Here is a 19,597-nt window from a genome sequence, read left to right on the forward strand (position 1 = left end):
CCTGGGTTGTTCTCGCGTACATGGCAGAACAGCGTGCGCACCAAAGCGCAGCGCAGCTGAGAACCCGGAATCTTCGTCGCCCGGGGCCGTTCACATACAGTGTGATTTTCGCCAGCAGAATTGCTGCGAAACCGGCCCAACAGACTTACAAACCCATCCGCACACAGTGCGGTGTCAAGAGCCGACTGAGAGAGCCTAGCGGACGAAGCTGGGAAACGTCGATGAAATATGCCCGGCCTAGCATGATCCCCGTGTCAGTCAGCATCACCGTGGAACCGCCCCGCCAGCCCGAGATCGAAGACCTCCTGCTCCAGTCCAGCGCGTACGCCCAGTCCCTGTATCCGCCGGAGAGCAACTTCCTGTTGGACATCGACTCGCTCGAGCAGCCGGGCGTCACCTTCTATGTCGCCCGCGGAAAGCACGGCGATGCACTCGGATGTGCCGCCCTCGTCGCCGAGCCCGACAACGACGCCCACCCGCCGACCGCTGAGCTCAAGCGCATGTTCGTCGCCCCCGAGGCGCGCGGCATGCGCATCGCCAGCCAGCTGCTCGGGCGCATCGAAACGGATGCCGCCGGTGCCGGCATCCGTCGCATCGTGCTCGAGACCGGCGACCTGCACGACGCCGCCCAGGCGCTCTACCGGCACGCGGGCTACGAGCTCATCGAGCAGTTCGGGCAGTACGTCGGCGAGCCCCACAGCGTGTGCTTCGCGAAGGAACTCCCTCGAACGGGAGATTAGGAATCGGGCCGATCCGGATCTATCCTCATCTCACGCTCAGTCGACCGGTCTCGGCACGTGGAGCTCGATCCACGCCGCACGACCGGAGCATCCGTGAAGTTCTCCCGACCCGCCCAGGGACGACCCCGCCGTCGAGCGCTCATCGCGCTCGCCGCATCGGCGACGGCACTGATAGGCGCCGCCATGCTCTCCGGCTTCCACGCCGAACTCCACGACATCGATCCGGCAGGCTCCGATCGGGCCAGTGAGCTGACGACAACCGAGCGCATCGGCATCCGCACCTGGACCGTGGCCACGGGAATCACCGTGGAGCCGGACATCACCTACGGAACCCGGGAGGACGGCACCCGTCTCGACCTTGATGTCTGCTCGCCGGCATCCGACCCGGCTCCCGGCGAGACCCGCGTCGGCATCGTGTCCATCCACGGCGGCAGTTGGGCGCGCGGCGACAAGTCGAACGACGACTGGCGCCACGTCTGCCAGTGGTTGGCCTCCGAGGGCTTCGTCGCCTTCTCGGTGAATTACCGCCTGGTCCCGACCGTGCACTTCCCGGCCGCCATCGACGACGTCGGACTGGCCGTCGAGTGGGTGCGGGCGCACGCCGAGGACTACGGCATCGATGCCGCACGCATCGGAGCGTTCGGCGGATCGGCAGGCGGAAACCTCGCCGCCCTTCTCGGCACCCGAGGCGAGGGGCCGCTCGACTCGGGCTCCCGAGTCGCCGCCGTCGCCGAACTCAGTGGACCCATCGACCTCACGGATGCCGCCATGCAGGCGAGCGGCGCCGGTGAACTCGTCGAGCGCATCGCCCTCAACTACCTCGGCTGCGACCGGCTGGCCGACTGCCCACAGGCGGCCGACGCGTCGGCGACGACCTTCATCGATCCGAGCGACCCGCCCGTCTTCATCGGACACTCCGAGGGCGAGTTCATCCCGCTCGGACAGTCGACGCTCTTCTCCGAGGCGCTCAGCGACGCCGGAGTCGCCAACACGATGCAGGTCATCCCGGGAGTGGGCCACTCCATCGGAATCCTCGACGATGCGATGCGCACAAAGGTCGCCGACTTCTTCCGGGCGACGCTCGCACCGCCGGTCGTGACGGATGCGGCTCCGGCGGTCGACGCGACACCGACGACCGCCGCACCGCTCGCGGCAGGCTGACCGCGCACTGCGCTTCGGGCGGAGCGGAACGACCCGCTCGCTGAGGCCCGGACGCAGTCCGCGGTCGAAGCGCACCTCAAGTCCACCTCCAGCCCACCTCGTGGCCGGTTCCGCCGTCAGCGGGCGGTGGACGGCGTCGCGGCCCCACGGATGCGACGACTCAGCTCCGTCGCCGTGCGCGTGATCTCCGCGGCGAGATCGGCGCGGTCGAAGGGCGCCACGTTCTCCCGAGGGAAGGTGCTCGCTATGCCGGCGGCCGGCCAGCCCGCGTGATCGAGCACTGCCACCGCCACCGAAGCGAACCCGGCCGTGATCTCCCCGTCCTCCACCGCGAATCCGTCGGCACGCACCCGATCGAGCACGCCGCGCAGTTCCCTGAGGGTGCGGGGGCCCGTCGCCTCGACGTCGTCGCTGCGCGCCACGAAGGCGGCGGCATCCGGATACAGCGCACGAACCTGGGCGAACGGCAAAGCGGCCAGAAGCGCCCGCCCGCTCGCGGTGAGGTGCGCGGGAAGGCGTACTCCGACATCCGTCACCAATGAGGGCCGCCGCCGCGCACGCTCCTCGACGATGTAGAGCACGTCGCGTCCGTGGAGAACGGCGAGGTGCGCACTCTCCCCCGTTCGGTCGACGAGCGCCGCCACCAGCGGACGACCGAGCAGCGAGAGCGGCTGCTGACGGGAGAAGCCGCTGCTCAGCTCGAAGGCCGCCACTCCGAGGCCGTAGCGTCGCGCCTCGGGCAGGTGCACGACGAAGCCGCGCTCCTGCAGCACGCCGAGCAGGTGGTAGACGGTCGAGCGCGGCAGGCCGAGGGCGCTCGCGATCGTCGACGCCGGAACCGGACCGCGTTGCGCCGCCAGATGCGACAGGATCGCCAGGGTCTGGTCGGCTGCGGGAACCTTGGGGCCGGGCATGCGCTCAGTCTGGCATCCCAGACGTGCGCAGTCATCGGCCGGCTAGGCCGCACGGAGGCAGAGTCGACTCCGACCTCAGCGGATGCGGGCCGAACGCCGAGTCGCCCGGATCTCATGCGGGAGCTCCGCCATCTGTCCCACCCGCAGCGCGTCGATGGCTGCGAGCGCCGATTCGAGACCGAGTGCCGAGCTGCCGTACCAGCGTCCGCAGGTGAGCACGACGCAGCCGTCGAGAGTGAAGTACCACCCGTGCGTGGCCGGCTCCGCCCCCGAGACGAGGAGGATGTCGAGATCGTTCACGGCCCGGCGGATGCCGATCGCGTGCTCGTGCGCTGACGCGAACGAGTCGTACCAGCCGGCGCTGCGCGCGAGTTCGCGGTTGTTCGACGCCAGCACCCGCCAGACGCCCGGGTGCTCGGCCCGATCGGCGCCGGTGACCTTCGGGCCGACGGGCGCGGGCCGGGAGTCGCCGGCGACGGAATCTCGGAACCGCCCCCAGGCGCGCAGCATCGGGTCTGCACCCGACCGGAAGGTCGAGAAGACGATCCTCGGGCTCCCGGTCACGGGTCCACCCTCCCGTGCGCCGGTGACATTCCGGGGGACTTCCGCTGAATCGGAGGTGAAGCGCGTGCGCCCGTCTGGGATCCCGGACACGGATGCCGCTCCCGCGGTGGCCGAACGGCCCGGCCTGGAGTGGGATCGAGAGCATGAGCACCAGCACCTCCCTCCCGGCATCCGAAGCCGCGCCGCGCACCGCGTCCGCGTCAGCCTCATCCGCAGCAGTCACCGTCGGCATCGGACCCCTGAACGTCGAGGACGTCGTGGCCGTCGCACGCCACGATGCCGTGGTCGTGCTCGACAAGGCCGGCCTGGTGGAGGTCGAGAAGAGCCGCGCGATCATCGACGCCCTGGCCGAGGATCCCGAGCCGCACTATGGCATCTCGACAGGCTTCGGCGCTCTCGCGACCACCTTCATCGCCGCAGATCGTCGCGCGCAATTGCAGGCCAGCCTCGTGCGCTCGCACGCTGCGGGATCGGGCTCGGAGGTCGAGCGCGAGGTGGTGCGGGCGCTCATGCTTCTGCGCCTCTCGACGCTGATGACGGGCCGCACGGGCGTGCGGCGGGTCACGGTGGAGACCTACGCCGCGATCCTCAACGCCGGCATCACCCCGGTCGTGCGCGAGTACGGGTCGCTCGGCTGCTCGGGCGACCTGGCCCCGCTGTCGCACTGTGCCCTGGTGGCCATGGGCGAGGGAGAGGTGCGCGCGAACGATGGAGAGCTGCATCCGGCAGCCGATGCCCTCGCCGCGGCAGACATCACTCCCCTCCAGCTCGGAGAGAAGGAGGGCCTCGCCCTCATCAACGGCACCGACGGCATGCTCGGCATGCTCGCACTGGCCATCCACGACCTGCGGATGCTGCTCACGACGGCCGACATCAGCGCGGCCATGAGTGTGGAGGGGCTGCTCGGCACCGACGCCGTCTTCGCTCCGGAGCTGCACCGACTGCGCCCGCAGGTCGGCCAGGCCGTCGCGGCGGCGAACATCCGCGCGCTGCTCGCGGGCTCCCCCATCGTCGCCAGCCACAAGGGTCCGGAGTGCACCCGCGTGCAGGACGCCTACTCACTGCGGTGCGCCCCCCAGGTGCACGGTGCGGCCCGCGACACGCTCAGCCACGCGGCATCCGTCGCCGACTGCGAGCTGGCGAGCGCGGTCGACAATCCGGTGCTGACGCTCGACGGTCGGGTGGAGTCGAACGGCAACTTCCACGGCGCCCCGGTCGGCTACGTTCTCGACTTCCTCGCCATCGCCGTCGCGGATGTCGCGAGCATGTCCGAGCGCCGAACGGACCGCTTCCTCGATCAGGCCCGCAACCACGGCCTGCCGCCCTTCCTCGCCCACGAGGTCGGCGTCGACTCCGGCCTCATGATCGCGCAGTACACGGCGGCCGGGATCGTCAGCGAGCTGAAGCGGCTCGCCGTGCCGGCATCCGTCGACTCGATCCCGTCGTCGGCCATGCAGGAGGATCACGTGTCGATGGGCTGGGCCGCGGCGCGGAAGCTGCGCCGCTCGATCGACGGCCTGACCCGGGTGCTGGCCATCGAGGTCATGACGGCGGCACGCGGCCTCGACCTGCGGGCACCGCTGCGTCCGGGCGCTGCGACTGGAGCCGTCGTCGCGCTCGTGCGTACGGTGGCGGAGGGTCCGGGACAGGACCGCTTCCTCTCGCCCGAGATCGAGGCGATCGTGGGCCTCGTGGCATCGGGAGCCGTCGCCGCAGCCGTCGGTGACGTCGTCGACGCGAACTGACTCGATTTCGGTAACGACTCGACGTCGGTTCAGCCGGAATTCACCGATCCGGTGCCCGATCGGCCCCGGAATCCATTGTCAGCGGGCTGGGCGAGTGACAGACTGAAAACGTCCGGTCGAACGGCCGGACATCCATCGCCCGAATGATGGAAACCAGAGCGTATGCAGACGTACACGGATCAAGGGCCGGCGGTACGACGGGGAGTCGTCCGCCGCATCGCCCTGCTGTCCGCTGCCACTCTGGTGGCCACCCTCGGCATCCTCGGTGTTCCCGCCTCGGCTCTCGCCGACGGATGCGACCCGACGGCGATCAGCGAGTCCACGGCGACTCCAGCTCCTCCGACGACGGCCGACCCCGAGGCGGCGGCGGAGGCCGAGTGCGACAGCGTGAGCACGCCGACGCCCACGCCGACGCCCACGCCGACGCCGTCACGGGATCCCGAGCCGACGCCGGACCCCACTCCCACGCCCACCCCGACGCCCAAGCCCACCCCGACGCCGACGCCGAAGCCGACGGAGACGCCGCGACCGACACCCGGACCCACCGAGACGCCGACGCCGACGCCGACGCCTTCACCTGACCCCACGACACCGACTCCGGCACCGACGACACCGCCCACCACCGCACCGACCCCGCCCGAGCCCGACGACGCCATCGCCCAGATCCCGGTGCGGCGCCCGATCATCAGGTCGTCGGTGATCTCGGCGCAGGCCAAGGCCCGAGCAGCCAGCATGCTCGCCGCGAAGACGAAGCTCGAAGCGGCGCGCGCCACCTACACGAAGGCCACCCGAGCCTACGAGTCGGCCCAGGCTGAGGTCGATGCCGCCCGCAGCGTGGCCGACAAGCTCGAATCCCTCGCCGACGCCGCCGACCTGAAGGCCCAGACCTCTGCCCGCGCGCTCCTCCAGGTCGCGCATGCCGCCGGGACGCATGCCGGACCGAGTTCGCTCGATGCGCTGTTCGACGCACCGGAGGGCGACCTGCTCGCCTCCCTCGGCGCCGTGAAGCAGCTCGATCGCATCTCGGCGAACCCGGCCGAGCTCGGCCTGAAGATGGAGGCTGACGCCGCCAGAGCCGATGAACTCCGCGAGAAGGCGACCGACGCTGCGCAGAAGGCCGCCGCCGTGCCGCTCGATGAGATGCAGCTCGCCATGAAGGCCGCAGACAGCACCGTGGGGACGGCGACGGCGGCACTGGCGACCGTTCAACTGCAGGTGGCGACGGCGGGTGAGGTGGCCCCGACCGTGCCGAGCGCCGTCGACCGCGGACAGCTCAGCGAGGCCGGCTGGACCACTCCCGTGATCGGCCCCATCACCGACGGCTACGGCCCACGACCGGAACGGCCGGCCGGCGCCGGCCCGTTCCACTACGGCGTCGACATCGGTGCAGCCTGCTCGACCTGGATCGGGGCTGCGACGGCGGGAACCGTGGTCGACACCGGCTGGTTCGGCTCCCTCGGCAACTGGGTGCTGATCGATCACGGCAGCGGCGTCGAGACGGCCTACGCCCACCTCGCCACCGGCGGCACAGTGGTGACGGTCGGCGAGAGGGTCGAGGCCGGCGATCCCATCGGCCTCGTCGGCAGCACGGGAGCATCCACCGGATGCCACCTGCATGTCGAGGTGCGCCTCGACGGTGTCCGGGCAGATCCGATGCCGTTCTTCGCGGCGCGCGGAGTCGTCCTGGGCGGCTAGGCCGCTGCCACTCGGCAGGAGCGTCAGCCCTCGTCGAGCACCCCCATCAGGCGGGTGGTGGTGCCCCAACTCCGAACCGTCATCCGCTGGAACACCGGCAGAGCCATGAGCCTCTGGATGCGGGTCTTCGTCGCCTGCGCAGCGACGCGCGAGAAGTACAGGGCACCGGGACCCGGCGCGATCGCATCGACGCCCTCCCGCAGCTCGGGGAGCTGAGGCCAGACCTCGTCGGCCGTCAGGGGCTGCTTCAGGAAGTACACGTCGCTCCGCAACGCGTCCGAGCCGTGGTCGGGCGGCGCAGCGGCGATCGTGGCCGCGAACTCCTCAGCCGACCGGACCACCACGAGCACTGGGATGCCGAACGCCTGCCGGAGCATCAGTTCGAGCGAGTCCTCGAGCGCCGGACCCGTCGCCGGTGACGCCGCCGTGAACACCACGTTGCCGCTCTGGAGGAGCGTCTGCACGTCGGCATACCCGGCGGTGCGGAACGCATCGACGAGCGCCGGCATCGCGACCAGGTTCCTGCCGCCGACATTGATTCCGCGCAACAGCGCGACAGAACGCGACATCACACCACTGTGGCACGGGCCCACTGGGCGCGCATCGGTCTCCGCCGCGCGTCTGGGATCCCGGACACTCGGACGGCGGCATCCGTTGCCGATGGCAGCGGCGTGCTGTGTGATCGATGCATGACCGATGCACCCACAGTCGCGCGCACAGTCCGGGCCTCCCGCGGAACCACCCTCACGGCGAAGAGCTGGCAGACCGAGGCGCCTCTGCGCATGCTCATGAACAACCTCGACCCCGAGGTCGCCGAACGACCGGAGGACCTCATCGTCTACGGCGGAACAGGCAAGGCCGCCCGCAACTGGGAGGCGTACGACGCCATCGTGCGCACCCTCGAGGGACTCGAGAGCGACGAGACGTTGCTCGTGCAGTCCGGCAAGCCCGTCGGAGTGTTCCGAACCCACGAGTGGGCGCCGCGCGTGCTGATCGCCAATTCCAACCTCGTCGGCGACTGGGCGACGTGGCCCGAGTTCCGACGCCTCGAGGCCCTCGGTCTCACCATGTACGGCCAGATGACGGCCGGCTCCTGGATCTACATCGGAACCCAGGGCATCCTGCAGGGAACCTACGAGACCTTCGGGGCCGTTGCACGATCGCTCGCCGCGCGCTCGCCTCGGAACGCTGCGGTCGGTGGAATCGCTGCGGACGGCGCCGTTGGTGCCCACGGCGCCGACGTCGAGAGGGCGACTCTCGCCGGAACCCTGACCCTGACCGGCGGATGCGGCGGCATGGGCGGAGCGCAGCCGCTCGCCGTCACCATGAACGACGGCGTCGTACTCATCGTCGATGTCGACGAATCGCGCCTCGCCCGCCGCGTGGAACACGGCTACCTCGACGAGTACACGGCCGACCTCGACACCGCCGTCGAGAGAGTGCTGGCCGCCAAGGCGTCGCGCACGCCGCTGTCGGTCGGTGTCGTCGGCAATGCCGCGACGGTGTTCACCGAGCTGCTGGAGCGCGGGGTGCCGATCGACATCGTCACCGACCAGACCAGCGCGCACGACCCGCTGCACTACCTGCCGGAAGGTGTGTCGGTCGAGCAGTGGCATGAGCTGGCGGCATCCGACCCCGATGCATTCACCGAGCGCTCACGGGCATCGATGGCCAAGCAGGTCGCTGCCATGGTGGGGTTCCAGGATGCCGGAGCCGAGGTCTTCGACTACGGCAACTCGATCCGCCGCGAGGCCGAACTCAGCGGCTACGACCGCGCGTTCGCCTTCCCGGGCTTCGTTCCCGCCTACATCCGCCCGCTCTTCGCCGAGGGCAAGGGGCCGTTCCGCTGGGCGGCGCTCTCGGGCGACCCGGCCGACATCGCGGCGACAGACCGCGCCATCCTCGAGCTGTTCCCCGAGGACGAGCACCTGCGACGCTGGATCACGCAGGCCGGCGAGAAGGTGCACTTCGAGGGTCTGCCCGCCCGCATCTGCTGGCTCGGCTACAAGGAGCGGCACCTAGCCGGCCTGAGGTTCAACGAGATGGTGGCGTCGGGAGAACTGTCGGCGCCCGTGGTCATCGGCCGCGACCACCTCGACTCCGGCTCGGTGGCCTCGCCCTACCGCGAGACCGAGGCGATGGCCGACGGCTCCGACGCGATCGCGGACTGGCCGCTGCTCAACGCCCTGTTGAACACTTCGTCGGGCGCGACCTGGGTCTCGATCCACCACGGCGGCGGGGTCGGCATCGGCCGTTCCATCCACGCCGGCCAGGTGATCGTCGCCGACGGCACGCCTCTCGCCGCCGAGAAGATCGAGCGCGTTCTGGTCAACGACCCGGGAACCGGCGTGATGCGCCACGTCGACGCCGGCTACGACCGCGCCCGCGAGGTCGCTCACGAGCGCGGTCTCCGCATCCCGATGGAGGAGTGATGGCGCCCCAGCCCGCCTCCTCGTCGCCGTTACCGTCCTCGTCCTCCTCGTCGTCCCCCGAGTCGCCCGTCTTCGTCGCCACGACGTCCTCCGAGAGCCCCCGTGACGACGAAAACGGGCGACTCGCCGGGGGTTCAGAGGGTGCAGCGGGGGCTGCGGCGAGGTCGGGCGCGGGGAGTGGGGCGGCGACGCGTTGGACGATCGGCAACATCGGCGAGCTCGTGACCAACGAGCCGGCGCACGGACGCGAGGGCGGAAAGCTCGGCATCATCCGCGACGCGGCCGTCGTGATCGAGGGCGGGCTGGTGTCCTGGGTCGGTCCCGCCGCCGAGGCGCCTCAGCCCTCCGGGGTGGGCGATGACCACGAGCTGGTCGACGCGGGAGGGCTCGCCGTCATCCCGGGGTTCGTCGACTCGCACGCCCACCTCGTGTTCGGCGGCGATCGCGCCGCCGAGTTCGAAGCGCGCATGGCCGGTCGGCGCTACGAGGCCGGCGGCATCCGTTCGACGGTCGCAGCGACCCGTGCGGCATCGGACGACGACCTCCGGATGCGGCTGGCCGCCTTCGTCGCCGAGATGCTGGCACAGGGCACGACGACGATCGAGATCAAGAGCGGCTACGGCCTGAGCGTCGCCGACGAGGAGCGCGCCGTGCGCCTCGCACGTGAGGTGACCGAGGAGGTCACGTTCCTCGGGGCGCACGTGGTCCCCGCCGAGTACGCCGATGACCGGGACTCCTACGTCGATCTCGTGGTGGGAGAGATGCTGGCGGCGTGCGCACCGCACTCCCGGTGGATCGACGTGTTCTGCGAGACCGGCGCGTTCACCATCGCCGAATCGCGGCGGGTTCTCGAAGCCGGCATCGCGGCCGGCCTGTTGCCCAGGGTGCACGCCAGCCAGCTCGGCGAGGGCGACGGCGTTAGGCTCGCCGTCGAGCTCGGAGCGGCATCCGTCGACCATTGCACGTATCTCACGGATGCCGACGTCGCAGCGCTCGCCTCATCGGGCGCGGACGGCGACGGCACCGTGGCGACGCTGCTGCCCGGCGTCGAGTTCTCGACCCGCCAGCCCTACCCCGATGCCCGCCGCCTTCTCGACGCCGGGGTCACGGTGGCGTTGGCCAGCGACTGCAACCCGGGATCGAGCTTCACGAGCTCCCTGCCGTTCTGCATCGCCGTGGCTGTGCGGGACATGGGGATGACACCGGGCGAGGCGCTGTGGGCTGCGACAGCCGGCGGCGCCGCGGCACTGCGCCGCGACGACGTCGGAGTCATCAGACCCGGTGCGCGAGCCGACTTGGTGCTGCTGAGCGCTCCGAGCCACGTGCACCTGGCCTACCGTCCGGGCGTTCCGCAGATCGCGGCGGTCTGGAAGGACGGCATGCCGGTTCGCCCGCTCGCTCGCTGAGGCCCGGCGAAGCCGCGGCCGAAGCGCTCCTCAGCGCGCATCGAACGCTGACTTCGTCCGCCCCTCAGCGAGCGAAGAGGACGTGCCGGCGGGTGATCACGCCCTGCGCAACCACGCCGCCGACTCGCCGTCCAGTCGATCTCCGACGAGAGGCGCGCTCGCGATGAGCACCTCGCCGCCGGGCAGTGCGACAGGCTCGGTGCCGAAGTTCAGCACGATCTCCCAGCCGTTCGGGCGGCGGAAGTGCAGAACGTCGGCACGATCGGTGGCGACCCACTCCAGTTCCTCGGCCGTCTGCAATTCGTGGCGCAGGGCCAGGGCGTCGCGGTAGAGCGAGAGCGTCGATGCCGGGTCTGCTGCCTCGGCCTCGACCGACGAGTCGCCGAACCAGGACGGCTGGGGCAGGTGCGCGGAATCGCCGCCGAACCCGAAGGAGGACCCGTCGCGGGTCCAGGGCAGCGGAACGCGGCATCCGTCCCGCCCGATGTCGACACCCGGATTGCGGAAGAACGCCGGGTCCTGTCGCTCGGCCGCCGGGATGTCGGCGACCTCGTGCAGGCCGAGCTCCTCGCCCTGGTAGATGTAGGCAGACCCCGGCAGCCCGAGCATGAACAGCGAGGCGGCACGTGCTCGCCGCAGCCCACGCGCCCGGTCGAGCACCGGCGTCACGCCGCCCGACAACAGCCACTGGGATCCGTGCTTCTCATCGGCATCGGCGCGCAGCGGCAGGCCGTACCGGGTGGCGTGGCGCACGACGTCGTGGTTCGAGAGCACCCAGGTCGTCGACGATCCGGATGCCTCCGCCAGAGCCAGGTTCGCCGTCACGATGGAGCGGAACTCGGCCGCATCGAACTCCGACTCGAGCAGGTCGAAGTTGAAGGCCTGGCCGAGTCCCTCTGGGCTCGCGTAGCGAGGACGCCGAGACGACTCCACCCAGGCCTCGGCCACAGCCGTGCGCGGGGGCGAGTAGCTGTCGAAGACGCGACGCCACTCGGCGTAGATCTCGTGCACCTCGTCGCGATCCCAGAGCGGGTGACCGCCGTCCTTGGGCATGGCATCCATCTCGGCCTGGCTCGGCAGCTCCTCGTCCAGCCTCTTGGCGAGGCCGTGCGCGACATCGATGCGGAAGCCGTCGACGCCCCGGTCCGACCAGAACCTCAGGGTCTTCACGAAGTCCTCGTGCACCTCCGGGTTGTCCCAGTTGAGGTCGGGCTGCTCGGTGGCGAAGTAGTGCAGGTACCACTGGCCGTCCCCGACAGGCTCCCACGCGGGCCCTCCGAAGGCGCTGGTCCAGTCGGCCGGCGGGAGCGACCCATCGGGCCCGAGGCCGTCACGGAAGATGTAGCGTGCCCGCGCGGCGGACCCTGCCGGCGAGGCCAGGGCCTCGACGAACCACTCGTGGCGGTCAGAGGTGTGGTTCGGAACGATGTCGACGATGATCCGGATGCCCGCCCCGTGGAGCGCGTCCACCATTTCGTCGAAGTCGGCCAGCGTTCCGAGCCGGGGATCGACGTCCCTGTAGTCGTCGACGTCGTAGCCGCCGTCTGCGAGGGCCGATGGGTAGAAGGGGCTCAGCCAGACCGCGTCGATCCCGAGTTCGCGCAGGTACGGAACCCGTGCGGTGATCCCGGGAAGGTCGCCGATGCCGTCGGCGTTGGCGTCGGCGAAGCTGCGGGGATAGATCTGGTAGACGGCGGCCTGGCGCCACCACGTGGCATCCTCGGTGAGCGGGGAGATGACGGTGGTCTCGAGCACGTCGGTCATGGGTGAGTGGGGTTCCTTCCGGTTGGGTGGTGCGTTTCTCGAACGAGAGGAGCGGTCATCCTTTCACGGCGCCCTGCGTGACGCCTTCCATCACCCAGCGCTGGGTGAACAGGTAGACCACGATGGCCGGGGCCATGGCCATGAGATACGACGCGAACGAGACGTTGTAGTTCGTGCTGAACTGCGTCTGGAAGATGTTCTGGATGACGGGAAGCGTCTGCTGGGAGGAGTCGGCGATGATGAGCGACGGCATCATGAAGTCGTTCCAGGAGGCGAGGAACGCGAAGATCGCGACCGTGGCGCTCATCGGCGCCAGCAGGGGGAAGATCAGCCTCCAGAACGTCTGCGTGGTGGTGGCGCCGTCGATGCGTGCGCTCTCCTCCAGCTCGAGCGGGATCGACCTGAGGAAGGCCGTGAACAGCAGGATGCTGAACGAGAGCTGGAACATGATGTGCAGGATCGTGACGCCCACGGGATTGGCGAGGCCGAGCAGCCCGGTCAGCTGGATCTGCGGGAGCGCGACGACCGTGAACGGCAGGAAGAGTGCAGCCAGCAGGTAGTAGAACGACCAGCGGAAGAACCGGCGATCCCAGTTGCGGGCGATCGCGTAGGACGCCAGCGCGCTGAGCAGCACCGTGCCGATCACGGTTCCGGCGGTGATCAACACCGAGATGGTGAACGAGACCGGGAAGTTCGTCAGCTCCCACGCCTTCGCGAAGCCCGAGACGTCGATCGGCGACGGGAGGGAGAACGCGTTGCCGTCGACGGCCTGGGCACCCGACTTCAGCGACATCGACACCGTCACGTAGAGCGGGACCAGCACGGTGAGTGCGCACAGGATGAGGATGATCATCACAGCCCAGTTGGTGCGTTCGCGGCCGACCCGACCACGGCTCGGCCGGGTCGTCGCCTGCGGCTGCCTGGCGGTCCTCTTCGCGTCTCCGAGCGGAACGCTCGCTGCTGCCTGAGTCATGCGATGGCCGCCTTTCCGCGGGTGATCCGGAGTTGGATGAGCGAGATGACGATGGCGATCACGAAGAAGATGGTGGCGTTGGCCATCTGGTAGGCGTAGTCGCCGCCGGTGAACCCTGTGAAGATCGTCATCGCGATGCTGCGTGTCGAGGTGCCGGGTCCGCCGTTGGTGAGGCCGACGATGACCTCGTAGGCGTTCAGGTAGTTCTTGAACCCGAGGATGACGTTGATCACCACGTAACCTGCGACCAGCGGCAGGGTGACCGACCAGAGCTGACGGAACGGCTTGGCTCCGTCGATCGCCGCGGCCTCGTACACCTCGCCCGGGATCGACAGCAGTCCCGCGATGTAGATGAGCAGCGTGGCCGGAATGGACTGCCACGCTGTGACGATGACGATCGAGAGCCAGGCGAGGTCGGGGTTCGCGAGGATCGACTCCTGCAACGGGCCGATGCCGACCGCCGTCGCGAAAGCCGGGAGCGAGTTCGAGAACAGGAAGTTGAACACGTAGGCGATGACGATGCCCGAGATGACCATCGGGATGACGAAGACCGCTCGCAGCGCGGTCTTCGCCCTGATCTGCGCGGTGAGACCGACGGCGAGGAGGAAGGCGATCACGTTCACCAGGACCACCGTGACGATGGCGAAGCCGAAGGTGAAGAGATAGCTCGAGAGGATCGCCGGGTCTGAGAACACGGCGATGTAGTTCGTGATGCCGATGAACTCCCACTCGCCGAACCCGATGAAGTTCGTGAAGCTGTAGAAGATTCCGAGCAGCGCGGGCACCGTGATCGCCAGCGTGAACAGCACGAGCGACGGAACGAGGAACAGGTAGTACACCCGGTCGGTACGCTGCCTGCGGTGCGGGTCCCGGCCCGCCGGGGGTGCCGTCGTCGTCGGGGATCGATCGGCGGATGCGGCCGTCCGCCCGGTCGATCCGGTCGATGCGGCTGATGATGCGGTGGTGGTCATTGCCTGGTGTCCTCTCGGGTCGCCTCAGCCACGGAGCGCGAGGCGCGCCCAGTCGGCGTCGAGGCGGCGCAGCGTCGCGTCCACGTCGGCGCCCGTGACGATGGACTGGATGTAGTTGTCTGTCGGGATGCTGAGCGGCACGAACTTCGACGCGCCCTGGTAGAACCGGCCGTCGTCGTAGTACTTCTGCATTCCGACGATGCGCTCGTCGGTGGCCGGCGCCGCGTCGACGGTGGTCCCGAAGCCGAGGAACTCCGCGTTGTACTCGTCGAGCGTGTCCTGCTCCATGAGATACGACACGAACGCCTTGGCCGCCTCCTTCTCGGTGCTCGCCTCGGGCACCCACAATGCGAGGTCGAGATTCACTCTCACCTTGAGGTCGTCGGGGTCATCCGTCATCGGAAGGGGGAAGGTGCCGAGTTCGACGTCGGGATCGGTCTTCGCGATCTCGCCCAGGGCCCACGGACCCTGCAGGTACATCGCCGCCTCTCCCTTGGCCATCGCCACGTTGCCGTCGCCATAGCTCCGGCTCGCCGCGTTGTCGTTCGAGTACTCCGCGAGCTCCACCATCCGTTCGACCGGCTCCTTCAGGGTCTTCTCGAAGGAGACCTCGGAGTCGGGACCGACCTCGGTGCCGAGCTCGTCCAGGCGGTCGTAGAAGTCGGCGACGTCGATGGAACCGCCCACCGTGTAGTCGAACAGGCCCTGGCCGACAGTCCACGGCTCCTTGTAGGTGCTGTAGATGGGCGTGATCCCGGCCGCCTCGAAGGTGTCGCAGGCGGCGATGAGTTCGTCCCAGGTGGTCGGCACCTCGACACCGTTCTCCTCGAACAGCTTCACGTTGTAGATGACGGATGCCGCAGCCACGGAGTACGGCAGAACGCTCGTGCGGCCGGGATACGTGGCGTACTGGTCGACGAGTTCCTGAACGTCGGGGCGGATGCGCTCGGCGACGGGGAGATCCGAGAGATCCGACAGGGCGCCGCGCTCCATGAAGCGCGCCATCTCCTCGTTGTAGTTGAGGAGCCCCACGTCGGGCGGGTTGCCGCGGAGGAAGCCGGCCGAGAGATTCGACGCCGTGTCGAGATCCACGTGCACGTCCGACTGCTCGGCGTTGAACTTCTTCGCCAGCTCGCGAAAGTACGGAATCGCCTCGGGCTTGCTCATGTGGAAGGTGATGTCGGTCGGCCCGCCGGAGTCCGTGGCGCAGCCCCCGAGGCCGAGAGTGAGGCCGACCGCCGCCGTGAGCGCGAGCGCCGTTCTCGAGCGCCACCGGCGCCGTTCCGTCTGCCGTTCTGATCCGTGGGGCACGTCGTCGTCTCCCTGTGTGGTCGGCGGCACGTCGGCGTGCCGCATCCGGTCGTCATAGATTTAGAGTGTAGATTTACTCGGTGTAGGAAATACTGAAGCATCCTCGAGGAAAGGTCAAGGGCTTGCCAGAATCGGCTGCGGCGAACTCCCCGACGATGCTGCGCCGTCGCAATGCCGACGTCGTGCTGCGTTTCGCATGGACCGGGCGGGCTTTCACAGCGAGCGACCTGATCGCCCACACCGGGCTCACGCGTTCGACGGTCATCGGGGTCTGCGATGAGCTCGTCGACCGTGGCTGGCTCCATGAGCTCGACGACGCCCGCAGCGTCGGCGAGTACAGCAAAGGGCGCCCGGCCCGTCGGTATTCACTGCGGGCGGATGCCGCCACCGTCGTGGGAGTCGACGCCGGCCTCCACAGGGTCACGGCCTCAGTGGCCGATCTCCGGGGTGTCGTGCTGGGAACGTCGGAGCGGGTCATCGCCGACGACGCCAGCGGCGGGCAGCGGCGGGCCATGGTGACGGCCGTCATCGCGGATGCCGTCACGTCGGCGGGAGTGGACGGAGACACCGTGCGGGCGATCTGCGTCGGGGTGCCGGCACCGGCGGACGCATCGGGTGCGTCACCGCAGGCCGACGGCTTCTGGTCGCTCTCCAACCCCGACTTCACAGGACTGCTCGCTGACGAGCGCCGTCTCGTCGTCGTCGACAACGACGCGAACCTCGCGGCGATCGCCGAGGCCGCGGAACCCGCCGGACACGGCGTCGGCGTCGACTCGTACATCACCCTGCTCTCGGGCGAGCGCCTGGGCGGCGGCATCGTCGTCGACGGCCACCTGCTGCGCGGGGTTCGCGGTGGGGCCGGGGAGATGCGCATGCTCGACCACGTCGAGGGAGTCGGATCCGCCGACGGCGCCGCCGTCCTCATCCGGGAGTGGTCGCGGGATGCTGTCGGCGACGGCTCCGTCCCGGCCGGAAGCGTGCTGCGTCACGCCGAGCGCGCGGAGTTCGACGCCCAGGACGTGCTCGATGCCGCACACGCCGGCGACGTGGGTGCCCTCGAGATCACGCGGCGCCTGGCCGACAGGTTCGCGCGCATCTGCGTCGTGCTCGGCGAGCTTCTCGACGTGCAGCGCGTCATCATCGCCGGCGCCATGGCCGAGCCCCTCGAAGCCGTGCTCGACGCGGCGCGCATCTCCATCGAGGGCTACGACGACCCGACGTCGCCCGAACTGGTCGGCTCCAGACTCGGCGCCGGCGTCGTGAGCCTCGGTGCCGTGCACCGCGCCATCACCGCGGTGCGGGAGAGCGCCCTCGACCTGACGCTCGCTCCCCCGGAGCCGTCGCCGGCATCCGTCGTGCGTTGAGGCCGGAGGGCCGCCGGCTGTCGGGGGTTCCCGTCAGTGCGCGTGCGCCGGTGAATCGAAGCGCACCGCGGTCGGGCGCCTCTCGGCGAGTCCGGTCCACGCGTCGGCATCGAAGGTGAACTCCGCGACAGCGCAGGTCGGCATCGCTGCGATGGCCTCCGCTCCCCGGTCCATGGTGAAGTGCGCGGCCAGGTCGCTCATGCCGGGGTCGTGCGCGACGACCATGACGGTTGAGCTCGAGGCATCGGCATCCGTCTCGTCCAGCTCGGCGACGACGTCGAGCATCGCAGCGGGTGACGCGCCGTAGAGCCGGTCGAGCACCCTGATGCCGTCGGCCGCGTAGCCGAGTTCGTCGGCGATGATCGTGGCCGTGGTCAGCGCCCGAACGGCGCTGCTCGAGAACACGACGTCGGGCGCGAGGCCGCGTTCATGCATCAGCCGGCCCATGCGCGGTGCGTCCCGACGACCCCGATCATTCAGAGGGCGCTGATGGTCGGTCAGGTCCGGGTCATCCCAGTCGGACTTCGCGTGCCGCACGATCACGAGGGTCTTCATGCCAGTCCACGCTACTCCGACGAGCCGCGACGCGCCCGGAGAGCGGGCGGCTACGATCGCCCCATGACAGCCGCCGCGCCCACAGCCACCCTCGACGGCTGGGTGGTGGCGCCGGTGACAGGAGCAGGCATCACCCACGACTGCTACGAGAAGGGGAGCGGCCCCGGGGTCGTGCTCATCCCCGAGGTTCCCGGCATCACGCCCGAGGTGCTCGGCCTGGCAGAACACCTCGTCGCCGAGGGATTCACCGTGGTCGTTGCCTCGCCCTTCGGCGAGCCCGGCCGACCGATGACCCCCGCCTACACCGTGGGCGTCGTCGCGCGTCTCTGCGTCTCGACGGAGTTCCGTGCCTTCGCGACGGATGCGGCCCGACCGATCAGCGCCTATCTGCGCGCCGTCGCCGCCGACCTGAACGCGCGCACCCCGGGTTCGGGCGTCGGCGTGATCGGCATGTGCTTCACCGGCGGGTTCGCCCTGGCCGCTGCCGTCGACGACTCGGTGCTCGCGGCCGTCGCCAGCCAGCCGTCGGTCCCGTTCCCTCTCGGCGCGCGGCGCATCGCCGACCCCGGCATGAGCGCGGCGGAGTTCGATCGGGTGGCAGCGCGAGCCGCATCCGGAGACCTGTGCGCCATCGGACTGCGGTTCAGCGAGGATCGGGCGGCGCAGGGCGCGCGCTTCCGAACGGTGAAGGCTCGCCTCGGCGACGCGTTCGAGATCATCGAGCTCGACTCATCGCCGGGCAACCCGGGTGGATTCGCGGGCACGGCGCACTCGGTGCTGACGGCAGAGCTGCGAGAGACACCGGGGCACCCCGCGCTCGGAGCTCGCGACAGGGTCGTGGCGTTCCTGCACGACCGACTCGACTGAGCGGCCGGCCCTCTGTGAACCTCGGTTCACAGGACCAGCGCGCCGATGAGGGCTGGCAGAGCTGCATCCTCGCCCTGATCCTGTGAACGGATGCGGCGCCCGTCGACGCGCCTAGCGCAGCGCGACTCCCGCGAGGGCCTCGAGCACCAGCAGGGCGGCGAGGCGCACGGTGCGGCCGTCCTCCGCATCGGCCGTGGCGTCGACCTCGGCGATGTCGATCGACCGCACCCGATCGTCGGCTGCCGCGGCGCGGGCGGCCGCTCGCAGCTCGTACGCCGAGATGCCGCCCGGCACGGAAGCCGGGCAGCCGGGCGCCACCGACCGATCGCAGACGTCGACATCGAGGTCGACGTGGATAGGACCTCCAGCGGCCCCGGCGATGTCGAGGGCCTCGGCCATGACGTCGCTCATCGGGCGGCGGTGCAGCTCGTCGCGATGCACGACGGTGATGCCGTGATCGAAGGCACGGCGGGCGTACTCGGCGGAGTTGACGAAGTCGGCGATGCCGATCTGCACGATGCGCCGCCCGTCGAGTCCGGCCTCGATGAGGCGGCGCACCGGGGACCCGTTCGACTCGCCGTCGCGCAGGTCGTAGTGGGCGTCGAGGGTGATGAGACCCGCCGTCGGGAGCTGCTCGCCCCAGACGCCGAGTGCTGTGGCGACGGTGAGGGAGTTGTCACCGCCGAGTGCCACGAGCAGGCGCGCCTGCTCGGCCGCATCCGCCACCGCCGCGATCGCGCGTCCCTCGCCGATCGGCCCGTCTGGGTCGTCGACGTCGCCGACGTCGACCGTGACGAGGGAACCGAGGTCGAGGTGGTCGAGCACGAGCCGGGATGTGGAGCTGCGGTCGGGCATGAGTGCCGGGCTGTAGCGGCGGAGCGCCTCGCGGATCGCGGCCGGAGTCGCGTGGGCTCCGGTGGGCGACAGCGAGGTGCGCCAGGCCGGGATGCCGACGATCGCGACATCGGGGTGGATGCCGGGCTCCAGCTCGTCGAGCGACGGCCAGTCTCCGGCCCGAGGCCACAGCGGGTCGTGCGGGAGACCGTGTTCGGCGTCGAGATCGGAGACGGGGTCTGTCGCAGGATCGGTCACTCTTCGAGCCTAACGAGTGGACCGGTTCCGGGGAATCGGGAAC

At 69.8% G+C, this 19,597-nt stretch carries 17 protein-coding genes; 8 read left to right on the forward strand and 9 right to left on the reverse strand.

All coding sequences use genetic code 11. The annotated features are described in order from the left end of the window. The first annotated feature begins 251 nt into the window (after positions 1-251). On the forward strand, positions 252-740 hold the full coding sequence (locus ASC59_RS11500) for a GNAT family N-acetyltransferase (RefSeq protein ID WP_055823262.1): 489 nt from the start codon (positions 252-254) through the stop codon (positions 738-740). A 93-nt stretch (positions 741-833) separates the two neighbouring features. Then, a complete protein-coding gene (locus ASC59_RS11505; protein WP_162243185.1) occupies positions 834-1,901 on the forward strand; it encodes an alpha/beta hydrolase in 1,068 nt (355 codons plus the stop codon). A gap of 116 nt (positions 1,902-2,017) precedes the next feature. On the opposite strand, the gene ASC59_RS11510 is transcribed toward ASC59_RS11505, so the two are convergent. Both ASC59_RS11510 and ASC59_RS11515 read right to left on the reverse strand, forming a co-directional pair. Further along, entirely contained in the window at positions 2,018-2,815 is a 798-nt protein-coding gene (locus tag ASC59_RS11510; RefSeq protein WP_055822373.1) for an IclR family transcriptional regulator, read from the reverse strand. A 75-nt stretch (positions 2,816-2,890) separates the two neighbouring features. Continuing rightward, entirely contained in the window at positions 2,891-3,379 is a 489-nt protein-coding gene (locus ASC59_RS11515; protein ID WP_055822374.1) for a hypothetical protein, read from the reverse strand. A 143-nt stretch (positions 3,380-3,522) separates the two neighbouring features. Between ASC59_RS11515 and hutH the strand changes: the two genes are divergently transcribed. Continuing rightward, a complete protein-coding gene (hutH, locus tag ASC59_RS11520) occupies positions 3,523-5,124 on the forward strand; it encodes a histidine ammonia-lyase (protein ID WP_082513641.1) in 1,602 nt (533 codons plus the stop codon). A gap of 162 nt (positions 5,125-5,286) precedes the next feature. Further along, positions 5,287-6,819, forward strand: a complete 1,533-nt coding sequence (locus tag ASC59_RS17035; RefSeq protein WP_082513549.1) for a M23 family metallopeptidase — start codon at positions 5,287-5,289, stop codon at positions 6,817-6,819. Positions 6,820-6,842: 23 nt separating this feature from the next. On the opposite strand, the gene ASC59_RS11535 is transcribed toward ASC59_RS17035, so the two are convergent. After that, positions 6,843-7,388 (reverse strand): DUF1697 domain-containing protein, encoded by a 546-nt coding sequence (locus ASC59_RS11535; protein WP_055822380.1) that lies wholly within the window; start codon positions 7,386-7,388, stop codon positions 6,843-6,845. A gap of 120 nt (positions 7,389-7,508) precedes the next feature. Here ASC59_RS11535 and hutU point away from each other — a divergent pair, with 120 nt between their 5' ends. Both hutU and hutI read left to right on the forward strand, forming a co-directional pair. Then, complete coding sequence (gene hutU / locus ASC59_RS11540) at positions 7,509-9,251, forward strand: urocanate hydratase (RefSeq protein WP_055822383.1); 1,743 nt, start codon at positions 7,509-7,511, stop codon at positions 9,249-9,251. 221 nt (positions 9,252-9,472) lie between these two features. Further along, complete coding sequence (gene hutI / locus ASC59_RS11545; protein WP_235492674.1) at positions 9,473-10,657, forward strand: imidazolonepropionase; 1,185 nt, start codon at positions 9,473-9,475, stop codon at positions 10,655-10,657. A 96-nt stretch (positions 10,658-10,753) separates the two neighbouring features. On the opposite strand, the gene ASC59_RS11550 is transcribed toward hutI, so the two are convergent. Genes ASC59_RS11550 through ASC59_RS11565 form a run of 4 tightly spaced genes read right to left on the reverse strand, consistent with a single transcriptional unit; the run spans position 10,754 to position 15,721 of the window. Beyond that, complete coding sequence (locus tag ASC59_RS11550; RefSeq protein WP_055822386.1) at positions 10,754-12,421, reverse strand: glycoside hydrolase family 13 protein; 1,668 nt, start codon at positions 12,419-12,421, stop codon at positions 10,754-10,756. A gap of 55 nt (positions 12,422-12,476) precedes the next feature. Further along, positions 12,477-13,394 (reverse strand): carbohydrate ABC transporter permease, encoded by a 918-nt coding sequence (locus ASC59_RS11555; RefSeq protein ID WP_055822389.1) that lies wholly within the window; start codon positions 13,392-13,394, stop codon positions 12,477-12,479. Continuing rightward, positions 13,391-14,365, reverse strand: coding sequence for a carbohydrate ABC transporter permease (locus ASC59_RS11560; RefSeq protein WP_055822392.1), 975 nt, complete (start codon positions 14,363-14,365; stop codon positions 13,391-13,393). The genes ASC59_RS11555 and ASC59_RS11560 overlap by 4 nt, the downstream gene beginning before the upstream one ends. Positions 14,366-14,389: 24 nt before the next feature. Beyond that, the gene (locus ASC59_RS11565) at positions 14,390-15,721 is read right to left on the reverse strand and encodes an extracellular solute-binding protein (RefSeq protein ID WP_055822394.1); all 1,332 of its coding nucleotides are present in this window, start codon (positions 15,719-15,721) and stop codon (positions 14,390-14,392) included. A 77-nt stretch (positions 15,722-15,798) separates the two neighbouring features. Here ASC59_RS11565 and ASC59_RS11570 point away from each other — a divergent pair, with 77 nt between their 5' ends. Further along, positions 15,799-17,040, forward strand: a complete 1,242-nt coding sequence (locus ASC59_RS11570; protein WP_157488011.1) for an ROK family protein — start codon at positions 15,799-15,801, stop codon at positions 17,038-17,040. A gap of 33 nt (positions 17,041-17,073) precedes the next feature. Here the strand turns inward: ASC59_RS11570 and ASC59_RS11575 are convergent, their stop codons facing one another. Continuing rightward, entirely contained in the window at positions 17,074-17,595 is a 522-nt protein-coding gene (locus tag ASC59_RS11575; RefSeq protein WP_055822402.1) for a SixA phosphatase family protein, read from the reverse strand. A gap of 63 nt (positions 17,596-17,658) precedes the next feature. Here ASC59_RS11575 and ASC59_RS11580 point away from each other — a divergent pair, with 63 nt between their 5' ends. Continuing rightward, positions 17,659-18,462, forward strand: a complete 804-nt coding sequence (locus ASC59_RS11580; RefSeq protein ID WP_055822404.1) for a dienelactone hydrolase family protein — start codon at positions 17,659-17,661, stop codon at positions 18,460-18,462. 111 nt (positions 18,463-18,573) lie between these two features. Here ASC59_RS11580 and ASC59_RS11585 read toward each other — a convergent pair whose 3' ends face one another. Then, entirely contained in the window at positions 18,574-19,554 is a 981-nt protein-coding gene (locus ASC59_RS11585; protein ID WP_082513551.1) for an arginase family protein, read from the reverse strand. Positions 19,555-19,597: the final 43 nt, after the last annotated feature.

Source organism: Leifsonia sp. Root1293 (genome assembly GCF_001425325.1).
Taxonomy (GTDB): domain Bacteria; phylum Actinomycetota; class Actinomycetes; order Actinomycetales; family Microbacteriaceae; genus Orlajensenia.

Coding starts and splice junctions, on each gene's coding strand:
- ASC59_RS17035 (WP_082513549.1), top strand. CDS start 5,287: ATGCAGACGTACACGGATCAAGGGCCGGCGGTACGACGGGGAGTCGTC.
- ASC59_RS11510 (WP_055822373.1), bottom strand. CDS start 2,815: ATGCCCGGCCCCAAGGTTCCCGCAGCCGACCAGACCCTGGCGATCCTG.
- ASC59_RS11565 (WP_055822394.1), bottom strand. CDS start 15,721: ATGCGGCACGCCGACGTGCCGCCGACCACACAGGGAGACGACGACGTG.
- ASC59_RS11535 (WP_055822380.1), bottom strand. CDS start 7,388: ATGTCGCGTTCTGTCGCGCTGTTGCGCGGAATCAATGTCGGCGGCAGG.
- ASC59_RS11580 (WP_055822404.1), top strand. CDS start 17,659: ATGACAGCCGCCGCGCCCACAGCCACCCTCGACGGCTGGGTGGTGGCG.
- hutU (WP_055822383.1), top strand. CDS start 7,509: ATGACCGATGCACCCACAGTCGCGCGCACAGTCCGGGCCTCCCGCGGA.
- ASC59_RS11555 (WP_055822389.1), bottom strand. CDS start 13,394: ATGACTCAGGCAGCAGCGAGCGTTCCGCTCGGAGACGCGAAGAGGACC.
- ASC59_RS11575 (WP_055822402.1), bottom strand. CDS start 17,595: ATGAAGACCCTCGTGATCGTGCGGCACGCGAAGTCCGACTGGGATGAC.
- ASC59_RS11560 (WP_055822392.1), bottom strand. CDS start 14,365: ATGACCACCACCGCATCATCAGCCGCATCGACCGGATCGACCGGGCGG.
- ASC59_RS11550 (WP_055822386.1), bottom strand. CDS start 12,421: ATGACCGACGTGCTCGAGACCACCGTCATCTCCCCGCTCACCGAGGAT.
- hutH (WP_082513641.1), top strand. CDS start 3,523: ATGAGCACCAGCACCTCCCTCCCGGCATCCGAAGCCGCGCCGCGCACC.